Annotated in this window: 12 protein-coding genes; 11 read left to right on the forward strand and 1 reads right to left on the reverse strand. The window is 74.4% G+C overall.

Going from position 1 to position 15,140, the window contains the following annotated elements:
* Positions 1–174 precede the first annotated feature (174 nt).
* From ACIGO8_RS25165 to ACIGO8_RS25190, 6 genes are all read left to right on the forward strand, one after another.
* Entirely contained in the window at positions 175–1,683 is a 1,509-nt protein-coding gene (locus ACIGO8_RS25165; RefSeq protein WP_399734828.1) for a peptide MFS transporter, read from the forward strand.
* 303 nt (positions 1,684–1,986) lie between these two features.
* Positions 1,987–4,062: a calcium-binding protein gene (locus tag ACIGO8_RS25170; RefSeq protein WP_399734831.1), complete on the forward strand. Its 2,076-nt coding sequence runs from the start codon at positions 1,987–1,989 to the stop codon at positions 4,060–4,062.
* Positions 4,063–4,363: 301 nt separating this feature from the next.
* On the forward strand, positions 4,364–4,786 hold the full coding sequence (locus tag ACIGO8_RS25175; RefSeq protein ID WP_399734834.1) for a cell division protein SepF: 423 nt from the start codon (positions 4,364–4,366) through the stop codon (positions 4,784–4,786).
* Positions 4,787–4,841: 55 nt separating this feature from the next.
* Positions 4,842–6,206 carry an ATP-binding protein gene (locus ACIGO8_RS25180; RefSeq protein WP_399734837.1) on the forward strand — a complete coding sequence of 455 codons (1,365 nt, stop codon included), beginning with the start codon at positions 4,842–4,844 and terminating at the stop codon, positions 6,204–6,206.
* A complete protein-coding gene (locus ACIGO8_RS25185) occupies positions 6,193–6,615 on the forward strand; it encodes a nucleotide pyrophosphohydrolase (protein ID WP_399734840.1) in 423 nt (140 codons plus the stop codon). The genes ACIGO8_RS25180 and ACIGO8_RS25185 overlap by 14 nt, the downstream gene beginning before the upstream one ends.
* Before the next feature lie 126 nt (positions 6,616–6,741).
* Positions 6,742–7,230 (forward strand): DUF6099 family protein, encoded by a 489-nt coding sequence (locus ACIGO8_RS25190; protein ID WP_399734843.1) that lies wholly within the window; start codon positions 6,742–6,744, stop codon positions 7,228–7,230.
* Between the two features lie 31 nt (positions 7,231–7,261).
* Here the strand turns inward: ACIGO8_RS25190 and ACIGO8_RS25195 are convergent, their stop codons facing one another.
* Positions 7,262–7,516 (reverse strand): hypothetical protein, encoded by a 255-nt coding sequence (locus ACIGO8_RS25195; protein WP_399734846.1) that lies wholly within the window; start codon positions 7,514–7,516, stop codon positions 7,262–7,264.
* 249 nt (positions 7,517–7,765) lie between these two features.
* On the opposite strand from ACIGO8_RS25195, the gene ACIGO8_RS25200 reads away from it, so the two are divergent.
* The 5 genes from ACIGO8_RS25200 to ACIGO8_RS25220 all read left to right on the forward strand — a co-directional run bounded on the left by ACIGO8_RS25200 (position 7,766) and on the right by ACIGO8_RS25220 (position 15,136).
* Positions 7,766–8,689 carry an LLM class F420-dependent oxidoreductase gene (locus ACIGO8_RS25200; RefSeq protein ID WP_399734849.1) on the forward strand — a complete coding sequence of 308 codons (924 nt, stop codon included), beginning with the start codon at positions 7,766–7,768 and terminating at the stop codon, positions 8,687–8,689.
* 4 nt (positions 8,690–8,693) lie between these two features.
* Positions 8,694–9,596: a homocysteine S-methyltransferase gene (gene mmuM / locus ACIGO8_RS25205; RefSeq protein WP_399734853.1), complete on the forward strand. Its 903-nt coding sequence runs from the start codon at positions 8,694–8,696 to the stop codon at positions 9,594–9,596.
* Between the two features lie 62 nt (positions 9,597–9,658).
* Positions 9,659–11,248, forward strand: a complete 1,590-nt coding sequence (locus ACIGO8_RS25210) for a 3' terminal RNA ribose 2'-O-methyltransferase Hen1 (RefSeq protein WP_399734856.1) — start codon at positions 9,659–9,661, stop codon at positions 11,246–11,248.
* On the forward strand, positions 11,245–13,824 hold the full coding sequence (locus tag ACIGO8_RS25215; RefSeq protein ID WP_399734859.1) for a polynucleotide kinase-phosphatase: 2,580 nt from the start codon (positions 11,245–11,247) through the stop codon (positions 13,822–13,824). Before ACIGO8_RS25210 ends, ACIGO8_RS25215 begins: the two co-directional genes overlap by 4 nt.
* Positions 13,825–13,903: 79 nt before the next feature.
* Entirely contained in the window at positions 13,904–15,136 is a 1,233-nt protein-coding gene (locus tag ACIGO8_RS25220; protein ID WP_399734862.1) for an arginine deiminase, read from the forward strand.
* The last annotated feature ends 4 nt before the right edge of the window (positions 15,137–15,140 follow it).

Below are 15,140 nucleotides of genomic sequence, written 5' to 3' on the forward strand. Positions count from 1 at the left end.
GCGGCGCCCGGTACATCCCCCGGCCGGGCGCCGCGCTCATGCCCGCGCCCGTGCGGGCGTCCGGTGCCGCGCACCGCGCCCGGGCCCCGCAGCCCGAGCGGTTCTCGAGCCGTCCCCGAAGCGTTCCGGTCAGATTCTCCTGGCGACCGTCCGACGTCCGCAGGGAGGAAAACCATGGCCGCCGAGACCCGAACGCCCGCCCCCGGCCGGCGGCTGCGCCCCACCGGCCCCACTCCGCCGGCCGGCCGGCCGCGCGGCTTCACCACGCTCTTCCTCACCGACGTGTGGGAGCGCTTCAGCTTCTACGGGATGACCGCGACGCTCGTCCTGTACGCGACGGAGGACCGGGCCGAGGGCGGCCTCGGCCTCTCCGCCGGCGACGCGGCCCTCCTCTTCGGCGCCTACATGGCCGCCGTCTTCCTCGCCTCCCTCCCGGGCGGCTGGATCGGCGACCGCATCCTCGGCACGCAGCGCGCCGTCCTGCACGGCGGCGTCCTGATCGCCCTCGGCCATCTGTCGATGGCCGTCCCGGTGTACGGCGCCGTCTATCCCGGCCTGCTCCTCATCGCCTGCGGCACCGGCCTGCTCAAGCCCAACATGGCCGGTCTGCTCAGCGCGTTCTACGACCGGAAGGACCGCGCCGGGCGCGACGCCGGCTTCGCCGTCTTCTACATGAGCGTCCAGGTCAGCGCCCTGATCGCGCCGATCGTCGTGGGCGCGCTCGGCGAGGGCGTCAACTGGCACCTCGGCTTCGCCGCCGCCGCCGTCGGCATGGGCCTCGGCCTGCTCCAGTACGTGCGCGGCACCCGGCACTTCGGGGACATCGGCCGGCTGCCGGAGCGCCCGGTCCCGCCCGCCGAGCGCACCCGGGTGCTGCGCGTCGCGCTCGCCGCGACCGCCGTCGTCGTCCTCGTGTACGGCACCGACGCCGCCCTCGGCACCTTCCGCCTGCCCCATGTCATGGTGCTCATCGGCCTGCTGTGCGTGGCGTCACCGGTGATCTGCTTCTGGCGGCTGCTGCGCAACCCGGCGCTGAACGGTCTGGAGCGCGTCCGGGTGCGCACGTACGTCTGGCTGTTCCTCGTCTCGTCCGTCTTCTGGGCGCTGTTCCTGCAGGCCGGCTCGTCCTTCGCGCTGTTCGCCAAGTACGCCACCGACCGCGAGCTGTTCGGCCGGACCGTGCCGGCGAGCTGGTTCCAGTCGGCGATCCCGCTGTTCGTCCTGGTCTTCGCGCCGCTGTTCGCCTGGCTGTGGACCCGCGCGGGCGACCGGCTGCCGACCGCGGCCAAGTACGCCGTCGGCATGGGAGCCGTCGCCTCCGCGTATCTGGTGATGGCGACCGCCGCGACGCTGGCGGGCGGCGGCGACGGCGGCGCCTCCCGGGTGTCGCCGCTGTGGCTGCTTCTGGCCTTCCTGCTGCTGGCGGCCGGTGAGGTCTCCTTCGGGCCGGTCGGCATGAGCGCCTCCACGGCGATCGCCCCGGCCGGCTTCGTCAGCCAGATGGTCGGCCTGTTCTGGCTCTCCGGCGCCCTCGGCGGCGGTATCGGCGGCAACGCCCTGAAGGTCTCCGGCGACCGGGTGCCCGGCCCCGGCTTCTTCCTGGGGATGGCCGCCGCGGCCCTGCTGACCGGGACGGCCCTGCTGCTGTGGCGCCGCGCCCTGACGCGGCGGCTCGGCGTCTGAGCCCCGCCACCCTGCCGCCCGTCGCACGCCGCCCGTCGTCGCCCGCTGCCTGCCGGTCCTCGCCTGCCGGTCCTCGACTGCCGCCCGTCGCCCGCCGTACCCCGCCCGGCCGCCGCGCCCCGCCCGGCCGCCGCCCGGCCGGGTGCGGCGTGCGACGGGCGGTGCTCGTGCGCTCCCTCGCGTGGGTGGTTACGGTGCGGCCAGTGGGTGCAGTACGGCACGGTGCGCGCGGCCGAGAGAGACGGCCGGGGAAAGGCTGTGCGCGCCACCCTGTACGTCGCGACGACGGAGGTACGTACGCGCATGACCCCCCACGTACACCTGAGGACGGCGCTCCGGCGCCGCGGACCGGGCCGGAGATCCGGCCGACCGGCCGCCCTCCGCCCGGCCTCCGGCTCCGCGCTCGGCCTCGCGCTCGGTCTCGTGCTCGCCCTCGTCCTGCCCGGGACCGCGGCGGCCGCGCCCGGCGACCTGGATCCGTCCTTCGGCACCGGCGGCCGCGTGGTCACCTCCTTCCCCGGGTTCGCCGGAGGCAACGACATCGCGCGGCAGGGCGACGGCAAGCTGGTCGTGGTGGGCCAGAGCGAGGGCGGCTTCGCGCTGGCCCGCTACAACACCGACGGCAGCCTCGACCCGACCTTCGCCGGCGACGGCACGACGACCAGCGACTTCGGCGGCGGTTCGCACTCCGCCAACGCGGTGGCGATCCAGCCGGACGGCAAGGTCGTCGTGGCCGGCACCACCGAGATGCCGGGCGAGGAGGGCGGCTGCTGCTTCTTCTCCGTGGCCCGCTACCAGCCCGACGGCAGCCTGGACACGGCCTTCGGCAACGGCGGCCTGTTCCGCGTCGACGAGTTCGGCGGATCCGCCGACGGCACGGACGTCGCCGTCCAGCCCGACGGCCGGATCGTCGCCGCCGGCAAGGGCGGAGGCGGCGGCTTCGCGCTCGTCCGGCTCACCGCCGGCGGCACCCTCGACCCGAGCCTGGGCGGAGACGGCGCCGTGGTCGCCGGCTTCACGCCCACCTCGCCCCAGGACCCCGGCGGCGTCGCCCGCCGCATGGCCCTCCAGTCGGACGGCAAGATCGTCCTGGTCGGTTACGTCGCCAACGCCTTCGACATCGGCGTGGCCCGCTACACCGCCGACGGCTCGCTCGACCCGGCCTTCAGCGGCGACGGCATGGTGTCCGCGGACTTCGGCGGCACCGAGTTCGGCAACGACGTGGCGGTGCAGCCGGACGGCAGGATCGTGGCCGTCGGCACCGGCGGCGCCGGCCTCGCGCTCCTCCGCTACAACGCGGACGGCAGCCCCGACGCCACCTTCGGCACCGGTGGCCGTACCTCGGTCGCCTTCCCCGGCGACGGCGGCGTCGCCAACGCCGTGGCGCTCCAGTCCAACGGCAAGATCGTCGTCGCCGGCCGCGCCGACGACCCCAACAGCTCCGAGTCCAACGACTTCGGCGTCGCCCGCTTCCACCCCAACGGCATGCCCGACACCGGCTTCAGCGGCGACGGATTCGCCGTCACCGGCTTCGGCGACTTCGACGAGGCGCGCGGCGTCCTCGTACAGCCCGACGGCAAGATCGTCGCGGCCGGCTACGGAGCGGGCTTCGCCTTCGCCCTCGCCCGCTACCAGGGCGGCGACGGCACGCCGCCGCCTCCGCCGTCCACCGCGGACCTGTCGGTGGCCAAGAGCGGCACGACCACCGCGAACATCGGCGACCGGCCCTCGTACACCGTGACGGTCACCAACTCCACGGGCTCCACCGCCACCGCGACCGGCGTCACGCTCTCGGACACCCTCTCCGACACCGGCGCCACGCTCGTCTCGGCCACACCGACCCAGGGCACCTGCACGGTCACCTCGACGACCACCGCCACCTGCGCCCTCGGCTCCCTCGCCCCGGGCGCGACGGCCCGGGTCACCGTGACGGCCGAGCCCCGGGCCACCGGCACGCTCACCAACCGGGCCACCGTGAGCGCCGCCCAGCAGGACCCGGTCGCCAACAACAACACGGCCACCGCCACCACTTCGGTGAACAACGCCCTCGGCTGCACCGTCATCGGCACGAGCGGCGCCGACACCCTCAACGGCAGCCTCAACAACGACGTCATCTGCGGGCTCGGCGGCAACGACACCATCCGCGCCAACTACGGCAACGACACCGTCCACGGCGGCTTCGGCAACGACGACATCGACGGCGGCTTCGGCGACGACACCCTCAACGGCGGCCCGGGCAACGACATCCTGACCGGCTACTACGGCAACGACCGCCTCACCACCACCGACGGCGTCTCGGGCAACGACACCGCCAACGGCGGCTCCGGCACCGACACCTGCACCACCGACCCGGGCGACACCCGCATCAGCTGCCCCTGATCCCGAGGGCGGTCCCGCGGGCGGTCCCGAGGGCGGTCCCGCAGGCGGTCCCGCGGGCGCCGATGCCCCGATTCCCGTTCGTCCCTGCCCCGAGCCCGTACGGCCGGTCGCGCCCCGCGGCCGGCCGTACGGCGTCGTCGGACGGCTACCGGCGCGTCACCGTCCGCGCCTCCGTGGTTGACTGAGGGCCCTCCCGTCCCGACCTGCCACAACGGCGCGGACGGCCGACGGTGAGGGGGGCTCGGCGAGTCCGTTCGTGTCGGTGTTGGGCCGAACGGGTGAGGAACGGGAGGATGGGCGCATGAGTAGGTACGAGAGGTACGACGTCACCGACGAGCAGTGGGAGGGCCTGGCTCAGGTCGTGCCCCTGCGCGGCCGGGACGAATGGCCGTCCAGGGTCGACCACCGCACGATCCCCGAGCAGTACGAGTCGGCCGAGCAGCGGCGCATGGTCGTGCTCCGCGTCCAGATCTTCGCCGACGCGCGCGAGGTCGCCGAGTACCTCATCGCCCAGGTCCCCGTGCTCCTCGATCTCACGAGCGCCGACACCGAGGTCGCCAAGCGCGTCCTCGACTTCAGCAGTGGCGTCGTCTTCGGCCTCGGCAGCGGCATGCACCGGGTCGACCGCAACGTCTTCCTGCTGGCCCCGGCCGGCACCGAGGTGGAGGGCGCGGAGGACCAGGACGCGGAGGAGCTCGACGGGGAAGCGGTCCCTCGTTCGTAGGAAGGTCGTTCTGACGTAACGGTTCGCCGTCCGGACCGCTGCGTACCTTCCGATCATGACCACCACCGGCGGCACCGCACCCGACCGCTCCCGTCCGTCCTTCCTCCGCAGGTCGACCGGCCTCGTGCCGCCGCAGGGACGGGTCGGCGCCGACGGCCCCGTCACGGACCTGACGAACCCGCCGGAGTCGACAGACCTGACAGACCTGCCGGACCTGACGGACTCGCCCGTGACGGACCCGTCCCTGGCGGGCCTGCTGTCCGCGGCGGATCCCGCCGAGGCGACGGAGCCCGGCATCGCACGGCCCGCCGTGACCGAGCTGCGCCTGTCGGCCTTCGGGGCGCACCGCGCGACCGTGCTCCCGCTCGGGCCCGTGACGCTGCTCAGGGGCCCGAGCGGAAGCGGCAAGTCCACCGCTCTGCGGGCGTACGAGGTGCTAGCCGCCCTCGGCGCGGGCGCCGGGCTCGCGGAGGCGCTGCCGGACGCGGTCGACCGCGTACCGGAGCGGGCCAGGCCCGACGCCCAGGGCAGGCGCGGATTCCGGATCGGCTGCACGGTCGACGGACCGATGGGTCCCGTCCGCCTCGACGTCGCCGTCCAGGCCGAACCCACCCTGCGGATCGTCGGCGAACGCCTCACCGGCCTCGGCCGCACCCTCCTCACCACCGCCCTGCGCGATCCCGGCCGCGGCACCGTCCAGGCCGAGTGGCACACCGCCGGCAGCACACCCGTCACCCGCGCGCCGTTCCCGGACGACCTGCTCGGCACCGCCCTGCTCCCGCTGCGGGTGGCCGGCAAGACCCAGGGCCAGCGCGACGTCCTCGCGGCGGCGGAACAGGTCGTCGTGGGCCTGCGAGCGGTCTTCCCGTGCGACCCGCAGCCACGGCGCATGCGCGCGCCGGTGCCGGTGGGCTCGGGGCGGCTGCGGCGCGACTGCCGCAACCTCGCCGAGGTGCTGCACCGCACGGCCACCGAGTGCCCGCGGCGCCACGCCCGCCTGGCCGCGTTCGCGGGCGCGGGATGCGGCGGCCGGGTCACGGCGCTCGCCTTACGGGAGTCGATGGAGGGCGACACGGTCCAGGCCGTCCTCGAGCGCGCCGCCCGCGCGACAACTCCGCTCGGGCGCCTCGGCGACGGCGAACTGCGCTATCTCGCCCTCGGACTCGTCCTGCTCACCGGCCCCGGCGTGCTGGCGATGGACCCGGTCGCCGAGGTGCCGCAGGCCATGCAGACGCTGACGGTCCTCGCCGACGGCCTCGACCTCGGCCTCGACCGCCGGCAGCTGCGCGCGCTGCTCGCCCTGGCCGCCGAGATCTGCGCGGCCGGACATCTGCGGCTCGTCGCGACGGTGGGGGAGGGGGTGGAGGTGCCGCGTGCGCCGGGGATCACGGTGGTAGACCTGGCACGTGACAGAACTTGACCTGGCGGGACTGCAGCGCCGCCTCGCGGCGTTCGCCGCGGCGCGGGAGTGGCAGCCGTACCACACGCCCAAGAACCTGGCCGCCGCGCTGAGCGTGGAGGCGGCCGAACTCCTCGAGATCTTCCAGTGGTTGACTCCGGAGGAGGCGGGCCGGGTGATGGCGGACCCGGACACGGCGCACCAGGTCACCGACGAGGTCGCGGACGTCCTCGCCTATCTGCTGCAGTTCTGCGAGGTGACGGGGATCGATCCGCTCGTGGCCCTCGCGGAGAAGATCGACCGCAACGAACTCCGTTTCCCCGTACGGGGAAAGGCGCCCCGCGCCGAGCCCCGGACCGAATCCCGTCCCGAGCCCCGATCCGGGTCCCGTCCCGCGCCCGAGGACCCGTCTCGTCACTCTTCGGAGTGATCGAGTTTTCCCCATCGAGCCTCCTGTCCACAGATTTCCGAATTCCCCTGGTGTTTGGGCTCAGGCGGCCTCACGCTGGGTAATGACATGAGTGAGGGGCAAGTTCGCTGAACGGGGGCGGAGTTGATGGATGCGGAGCGACTGATCGCGACCGGTCGGCACGCGCTGGCGGAGAGCCGCACGGCGCTGGACATCGTGGTGGAGGCCTGGCAGGCGCAGGCCCTCGCCCAGGCCATAGGAAGTCGTCTCGCGCTCTGCGGCCCGCAGGAGCTGCGGAGCGAGGCGCGGGCGCTCGGCGAGACGGTCGGCGGCCGTGGAGGGGTGGACGGAGCGCTGCGCACCGGCGGGCCGCGGGCCGCGCAGCTCACGGAGGTCGCGGACGCGCGGGCCGCGCTCACCGCGCTCGGCGTGCTCCTCGCGGACGTGGGCATCGCGCTGGTCGGCGTGGCCTGCGCGACGGACGAGGAGGGGCTCTATTGGCAGTGCATCGAGGCGATCGACGCCGCCGACGAGGCGGGCGACCGGGTGCGCGGCATGCTCCGCCGCCTCGCCGTGCGCGAGCACGAGCGCGACCGGCCGCCCGACGCCGCCCGCGGCCGGGCGGGCCCGCGCTGACGGCCCGGGGCCACGCGCGGCCGCGGAGGACTCAGCCGGCGGGAGCGTCGTCGGCGGGGTGCGGGCCGGCCGGGGCGGCCGGGCGGGGATGACGGTCGGCCGAGGACTGCAGGTCGGCGTCGAGCTGCGACAGATCGGCGGTCAGCGCCGCCATCAGCTCCTCCATCTGCTGCAGCAGGCCCTTCGGTGCGCCGCCGTCCGGCTGCTCGGGCACCGGCCGTGCCGACGGCAGCGGCGGTACGGGCTGTTCGGGCACGGCCCGCTCCGGTGCGGCTTCCTGGGACATGGCGGCCTCCTCGGCCCGGGGCCCTCCGGCGAGGGAAGGGCCACAAAAGAGAGCGACGCACCGGCAGCGGCCGCCGGCACGCGGGCCGGGCGGTCCGGCTCCGCCCGAGCCAACGACGGCTCCCGGGCCCCGGTCACTGGCTCGGCCGGACGCCGCCCGCCAGGAGGGCGGATATTCACCCGACCGGGCCGGTGGAGATCATCCGCTGACGAAACGGTTGACGCGCACCCGAAGGTGCAGGATGGAGGCATGGATCTTCGCATCTTCACCGAACCCCAGCAGGGGGCCGACTACGACACGCTGCTCAGGGTCGCCAAGGCCACCGAGGACCTCGGATTCGACGCCTTCTTCCGCTCCGACCACTACCTCAGCATGGGCGCGGGCGACGGGCTTCCCGGACCGACCGACGCCTGGATCACCCTGGCCGGCCTCGCCCGGGAGACGAGCCGGATCCGCCTCGGCACGCTGATGACCGCCGGCACGTTCCGGCTCCCCGGCGTCCTCGCGATCCAGGTCGCGCAGGTCGACCGGATGTCGGGCGGCCGGATCGAACTCGGCCTGGGCGCGGGCTGGTTCGAGGAGGAGCACCGGGCGTACGGCATCCCCTTCCCGAAGGAGAGGTTCGGGCGCCTGGAGGAGCAGCTGGAGATCGTCACCGGGCTGTGGGGCACGGAGGCCGGCAAGACGTTCTCCTACGAGGGCAGGTACTACCAGCTGGCCGACTCGCCGGCGCTGCCCAAACCGGCCCAGGCGAAGGTCCCGGTGCTGATCGGCGGCCACGGCGCGAGCAGGACGCCGCGGCTGGCGGCGCGGTTCGCCGACGAGTTCAACATCCCGTTCGCCTCGCTGGAGGACAGCGAGCGGCAGTTCGGCCGGGTGCGGGCCGCGGTCGCCGAGGCGGGCCGGCCGGCCGACGCGCTGGTGTACTCCAACGCGCTGGTGGTCTGCGTCGGCCGGGACGACGCGGAGGTCGCCCGCAGGGCCGCCGCCATCGGACGGGAGGTGGACGAGCTCAAGGCCAACGGGCTGGCGGGCTCGCCCGCCGAGGTCGTCGACAAGATCGGCCGGTACGGTGCACTCGGCTCCACCCGGATCTATCTCCAGGTCCTCGACCTGGACGATCTGGACCACCTGGAGCTGATCTCCGCACAGGTCCAGTCGCAGCTGGGGTGACCCGATGAAACCCGACCGCACACTCGCCGCCGTCCTCGCCGAGGACGTGCTCGTCCTCGACGGCGGGCTGTCCAACCAGCTGGAGGCGCAGGGCTGCGACCTCTCCGACGCGCTCTGGTCCGCGCGGCTGCTCGCCGACGCGCCCGAGCAGATCGAGGCGGCCCACGCGGCCTACGCCCGGGCCGGCGCCCAGGTGCTGATCACCTCCAGCTACCAGGCCACCTTCGAGGGCTTCGCGCGGCGCGGGATCGACCGGGCCGAGGCGGCGCGGCTGCTCGCGCGCAGCGTGGAGCTGGCCCGGGCGGCGGGGGAGCGGTCGGGCCGGGAGATCTGGGTCGCGGCCTCCGTCGGGCCGTACGGGGCGATGCTCGCGGACGGCAGCGAGTACCGCGGCCGGTACGGGCTGTCGACGGCCGCGCTCGAACGGTTCCACCGGCCCCGGATCGAGGTCCTCGCCGAGGCCCGGCCCGACGTCCTGGCCCTGGAGACGGTGCCCGACGCCGACGAGGCCGAGGCGCTGCTGCGGGCCGTCGAGGGCTGCGGGGTGCCGGTCTGGCTCTCGTACACGATCGACGGCCGCCGCACCCGCGCCGGTCAGGACCTGGCGGACGCGTTCGGCCTCGCCGCGGGCCTCGACCAGGTGGTCGCGGTCGGCGTCAACTGCTGCGCCCCGGCCGACGCCGGCCCCGCCGCCGAGATCGCCGCGGCGGTGACGGGCAAGCCGGTCGTCGTCTATCCCAACAGCGGCGAGCGGTGGGACGCGGAGGCGCGCGCCTGGCGCGGCGACGCCACCTTCGCGCCGGCCACCACGGAGGCCTGGCGCACCGCCGGCGCCCGTCTGATCGGCGGCTGCTGCCGCGTCGGCCCGCCCGCCGTCGCCTCGCTCGCCGCCACACTCACCTCCTAGGAGGTCTTCCGCAGCGGGAAAATGCCTGGTCGGCGCGGGAGCCGGTGGTCATACTCGGACGCGTGTTCCTGACGATCAGTACCACTGGTACTCCCGAGCGACCCGCGACCGATCTCGGCTTCCTGCTGCACAAGCATCCCGAGAAGGCGCAGTCCTTCTCGACCGCGCACGGCACCGCGCACGTCCTCTATCCCGAGGCGAGCGCGGAGCGGTGCACGGCCGCGCTGCTGCTCGAGGTGGACCCCGTGGCGCTCGTGCGGCGCGGCAGGGGCAAGGGCCGGGGCGGGGCGCCGGACGCCGCGCTCGCGCAGTACGTGAACGACCGCCCGTACGCGGCGTCCTCGCTGCTCGCGGTCGCGCTCGCCAAGGTCTTCAAGAGCGCCCTGCACGGCAGCTGCGCCGCGCTGCCCGAGCGGGCCGCCGCCCCGCTGCCGCTGCGGATCGAGGTCCCGGCGCTGCCCGCCCGCGGCGGTGCGGAGCTGGTGAAGCGGCTGTTCGGCCCGCTGGGCTGGGCCTCCGTGACGGCCGAACCGGTGCCGCTCGACCCGGAGTTCCCCGAGTGGGGCGACTCGCGCTACGTGCGGCTCGTCCTGGAGGGCGAGCTGCGCCTCGCCGACGCGCTCAACCAGCTCTACGTGCTGCTGCCGGTCCTCGACGACGCCAAGCACTACTGGGTCGCGCCGGACGAGGTCGACAAGCTGCTGCGCGCCGGTGACGGCTGGCTCGCCGGCCACCCGGAGCAGAAGCTGATCACCAGCCGTTACCTCTCCCGCCGCTGGGGCCTGACCCGGACGGCGACCGAACGGCTCGCACTCGTGCGGCTCGCCGAGGCGGACGGACTGGACGTCGAGGACGTCGACAACGCGGTCGACGAGACGGCCGACACCGAGGAGCGGCCCGTGCCGCTCGCCGAGCAGCGCCGCGAGGCGATCCTCGGCGCCCTGCGCGCCGCCGACGCCGCCCGGGTGCTCGATCTCGGCTGCGGACAGGGCCAGTTGGTGCAGGCCCTGCTGAAGGACGTGCGCTTCACCGAGATCGTCGGCGTCGACGTCTCGGCGCGCGCCCTGTCGATCGCCGGCCGCCGGCTGCGCCTGGAGCGGATGGGCGAGCGGCAGGCCGCCCGCGTCCGCCTGCTCCAGGGCTCCCTCACGTACACCGACAAGCGGCTGACCGGCTACGACGCGGCCGTGCTGAGCGAGGTCATCGAGCATCTCGACCTGCCGCGGCTGCCGGCGCTCGAGTACGCGGTGTTCGGCGCGGCCCGGCCGCGTACGGTCGTGGTGACCACGCCGAACGTCGAGTACAACGTGCGCTGGGAGTCGCTGCCCGCCGGGCACGTCCGGCACGGCGACCACCGCTTCGAGTGGAACCGCGCCGAGTTCCGGCGGTGGGCGGCCGCCGTCGCCGACCGGCACGGCTACGGCGTCGCGTTCGCTCCCGTCGGACCGGACGACCCCGAGGTCGGCCCGCCGACCCAGATGGCCGTCTTCACCCGCGGCGACGAACCGCCGAGCACGAGCGGGCCGGGCACGACCGGCCCGACCACGACCACCACCACGACCGCACCGACCGGCCCGACCAAGGCCGGCCCGACCACGAACACCACCACGACCGCACCGGCCGACCCGACCACGAAGGAGGACGCGGCATGACCGACGCCACCGGCACCGCCGGCGAGACCGCCGTCCGCAGGCTGCCCGTCACCGACCTCTCCCTCGTGGTGCTCATCGGCGCGACCGGTTCCGGCAAGTCGACCTTCGCCCGGCGCCACTTCAAGCCGACCGAGATCGTCTCCTCGGACTTCTGCCGCGGCCTGGTCGCCGACGACGAGAACGACCAGAGCGCCAGCAAGGACGCCTTCGACGTCCTGCACTACATCGCGGGCAAGCGGCTCGCGGCCGGGCGGCTCACCGTCGTCGACGCCACCAACGTGCAGCGCGAGGCCCGCCGCCAGCTGGTGCAGCTGGCCCGCGAGCACGACGTGCTGCCGATCGCGATCGTCCTCGACCTGCCCGAGGAGGTGTGCGCCGCGCGCAACGCGGCCCGCCCCGACCGGGCCCACCTGCCCCGCCACGTCATCCAGCGCCACCGCCGCGAACTGCGCCGCTCGCTCGGCGGCCTGGAGCGCGAGGGCTTCCGCAAGGTGCACGTGCTGCGCGGCGTCGCGGACGTGGAGGCGGCCGAGGTCGTCCTGGAGAAGCGGTTCAACGACCTGCGGCACCTCACCGGCCCCTTCGACATCATCGGTGACATCCACGGCTGCCGCTCCGAGCTGGAGACGCTGCTCGCGCGGCTGGGCTACGTGGACGGCGCCCACCCCGAGGGCCGGACCGCCGTCTTCGTCGGCGACCTGGTCGACCGCGGCCCCGACAGCCCCGGCGTGCTGCGCCGCGTCATGGGCATGGTGGCCGCCGGGAACGCGCTGTGCGTGCCCGGCAACCATGAGAACAAGCTGGGCCGCTGGCTGCGCGGCCGCAAGGTGCAGCAGACCCACGGCCTCGCCGAGACGATCGAGCAGCTGGAGCGCGAGCCGGAGGAGTTCCGGGCCGAGGTCTCCGCGTTCATCGACGGGCTCGTCAGCCACTACGTCCTCGACGAGGGCCGGCTGGTGGTCTGTCACGCCGGTCTGCCGGAGAAGTACCACGGCCGGACCTCGGGCCGGGTGCGCTCGCACGCGCTGTACGGGGACACGACGGGCGAGACCGACGAGTTCGGGCTGCCGGTGCGCTACCCGTGGGCGGAGGAGTACCGCGGCCGGGCGACCGTCGTCTACGGGCACACGCCCGTGCCGACCACGTCCTGGATCAACAACACCATCTGCCTCGACACCGGCGCGGTGTTCGGCGGGAAGATGACGGCGCTGCGCTGGCCGGAGCGCGAACTCGTCGACGTGCCGGCCGAGCGGGTCTGGTACGAGCCGGCCAAGCCGCTCGCGCCCGAGGCGCCCGGCGGCCACCAGGGCAGGCCGCTCGACCTGGCCGACGTGCACGGGCGACGGGTCGTGGAGACCCGGCTGATGGGCAATCTCGCGGTCCGCGAGGAGAACGCGGCCGCCGCCCTGGAGGTGATGAGCCGGTTCGCGGTCGACCCGCGGCTGCTCGCCTACCTGCCGCCGACGATGGCGCCCACCCCGACGTCGAGGACCGAGGGCTATCTGGAGCACCCGGCCGAGGCGTTCGCGCAGTACGCGGCCGACGGCGTCGGGCAGGTCGTGTGCGAGGAGAAGCACATGGGCTCGCGGGCCGTCGCCCTCGTCTGCAAGGACGCGGACGTCGCGGCGGAGCGGTTCGGCGTGGCCGCGGGCGACGGCGTCACCGGCGCCCTGCACACCCGCACCGGCCGGCCGTTCTTCGACGACCAGGAGATGACCGAGCGCGTCCTGGCACGGCTGCGCGCGGCGATCGGCGCCGCCGGGCTCTGGGAGGAGCTCGACACGGACTGGCTGCTGCTCGACGGCGAGCTGATGCCGTGGTCGCTGAAGTCGGCGGGGCTGCTGCGCTCCCAGTACGCGGCGGTCGGCGCGGCATCCCGGGCGGTCTTCCCCGGGGCCCTCGGCGCGCTCGAACAGGCCGTGGGCCGCGGCGTGGCCGGGCTCGAGGGGCTGCTCGGCCGGCAGCGGGAGCGGGAGGCGGACGCGGCGGCCTTCACCGACGCGTACCGGCGCTACTGCTGGCCGACCGACGGCCTGGAGGGCGTGCGCTTCGCGCCCTTCCAGGTGCTCGCGGCGCGCGGCCGTTCGCTGGCCGCCGTACCGCACGACACGCAGCTGGCCTGGCTGGACCGGCTGGTCGAGCACGAGGCCGCGTCCGGTGACGGTCTGCTCCAGGTCACGCGGCGGCTGGTGGTCGACACCGCCGACGAGGCGTCCGTGCGGGCCGGTGTCGACTGGTGGCTGGAGCTGACCGCGGCCGGCGGCGAGGGCATGGTCGTCAAGCCGCTCGCGGCCCTGGCCACCGGCAGGGACGGCCGGCCGGTGCAGCCGGGCGTGAAGGTGCGCGGACGCGAGTACCTCCGGATCATCTACGGCCCGGAGTACACCCGCCCGGACAACCTGGAGCGGCTGCGCGAGCGGCACCTCGGCCACAAGCGCTCCCTGGCCCTGCGCGAGTACGCGCTCGGCCTGGAGGCGCTCGACCGTCTGGCGGCGGGCGAACCGCTGTGGCGCGTCCACGAGGCCGTCTTCGCGGTCCTGGCGCTGGAGTCGGAGCCGGTCGACCCGCGGCTGTGACGCGGGACCGGGAAGACGCCCCGTGACGTTCGTCGTCGAGTGGGGCGCGCGGGGCGGGCCGCTCGGTCAGGATGGGCACATGGGATTCCATGTCGATTCCGAGACCGGGCGGCTGCGCCGCGTCATCCTGCACCGGCCCGATCTGGAGCTGAAGCGGCTCACACCGACGAACAAGGACACGCTGCTCTTCGACGACGTGCTGTGGGTGCGCCGGGCCCGGCAGGAGCACGACGGCTTCGCGGACGTGCTGCGCGACCGCGGCGTGGAGGTGCACCTGTTCGGCGACCTGCTGCGCGAGGCACTGGAGCTGCCGGCGGCGCGCGAGCTGGTGCTCGACCGGGTCTTCGACGAGAAGGAGTACGGGCCGTCGGCCGCCGACCACCTGCGGGCGGTGTTCGACTCGCTCGACGCGGGCGCGCTGGCGGAGGCGCTGGTCGGCGGGATGACCAAGCGGGAGTTCCTCGCCGCGCACCGCGAGCCGACCTCGGTCCGCTTCCACGCCCTGGACCTGGACGAGTTCGTGCTCGGCCCGCTGCCGAACCACCTCTTCACCCGGGACACCTCGGCCTGGATCTACGACGGCGTGTCCATCAACGCGATGCGCTGGCCGGCCCGGCAGCGCGAGACCGTGCACTTCGAGGCGATCTACAAGCACCATCCGCTCTTCACCGGCCCGGCGGCGGGGGAGTTCCACCACTGGTCGGAGGGCCAGTCCGACTACCCGTCGACGATCGAGGGCGGTGACGTCCTCGTCATCGGCAACGGCGCGGTCCTCATCGGCATGAGCGAGCGCACCACCCCGCAGGCCGTGGAGATGCTGGCCCGCCGGATGTTCGCGGCGGGCTCGGCACGTACGATCATCGCGCTGGACATGCCGAAGCGCCGGGCGTTCATGCACCTGGACACGGTGATGACGATGGTGGACGTGGACACCTTCACCCAGTACGCGGGCCTCGGCATGCTCCGCTCGTACACGATCGAGCCGGGCGACGAGGGCCAGTCCCTGCGGGTGACCGACCATCCGCCGGAGCACATGCACAGCGCCATCGCCGCGGCGCTCGGCCTGCAGGACGTCCGGGTGCTCACCGCCACCCAGGACGTGCACGCGGCGGAGCGCGAGCAGTGGGACGACGGGTGCAACGTGCTCGCGGTGGAGCCGGGCGTGGTCGTGGCGTACGAGCGGAACGTCACCACCAACACGCATCTGCGCAAGCAGGGCATCGAGGTGATCGAGATCCCCGGGAGCGAGCTGGGCCGCGGCCGGGGCGGCCCGCGCTGCATGAGCTGCCCGGTGGAGCGCGAGGCGGTGTGACGGC

Source organism: Streptomyces sp. NPDC053493, assembly GCF_044544825.1.
In the GTDB taxonomy this organism is placed as follows: Bacteria; Actinomycetota; Actinomycetes; order Streptomycetales; family Streptomycetaceae; genus Streptomyces.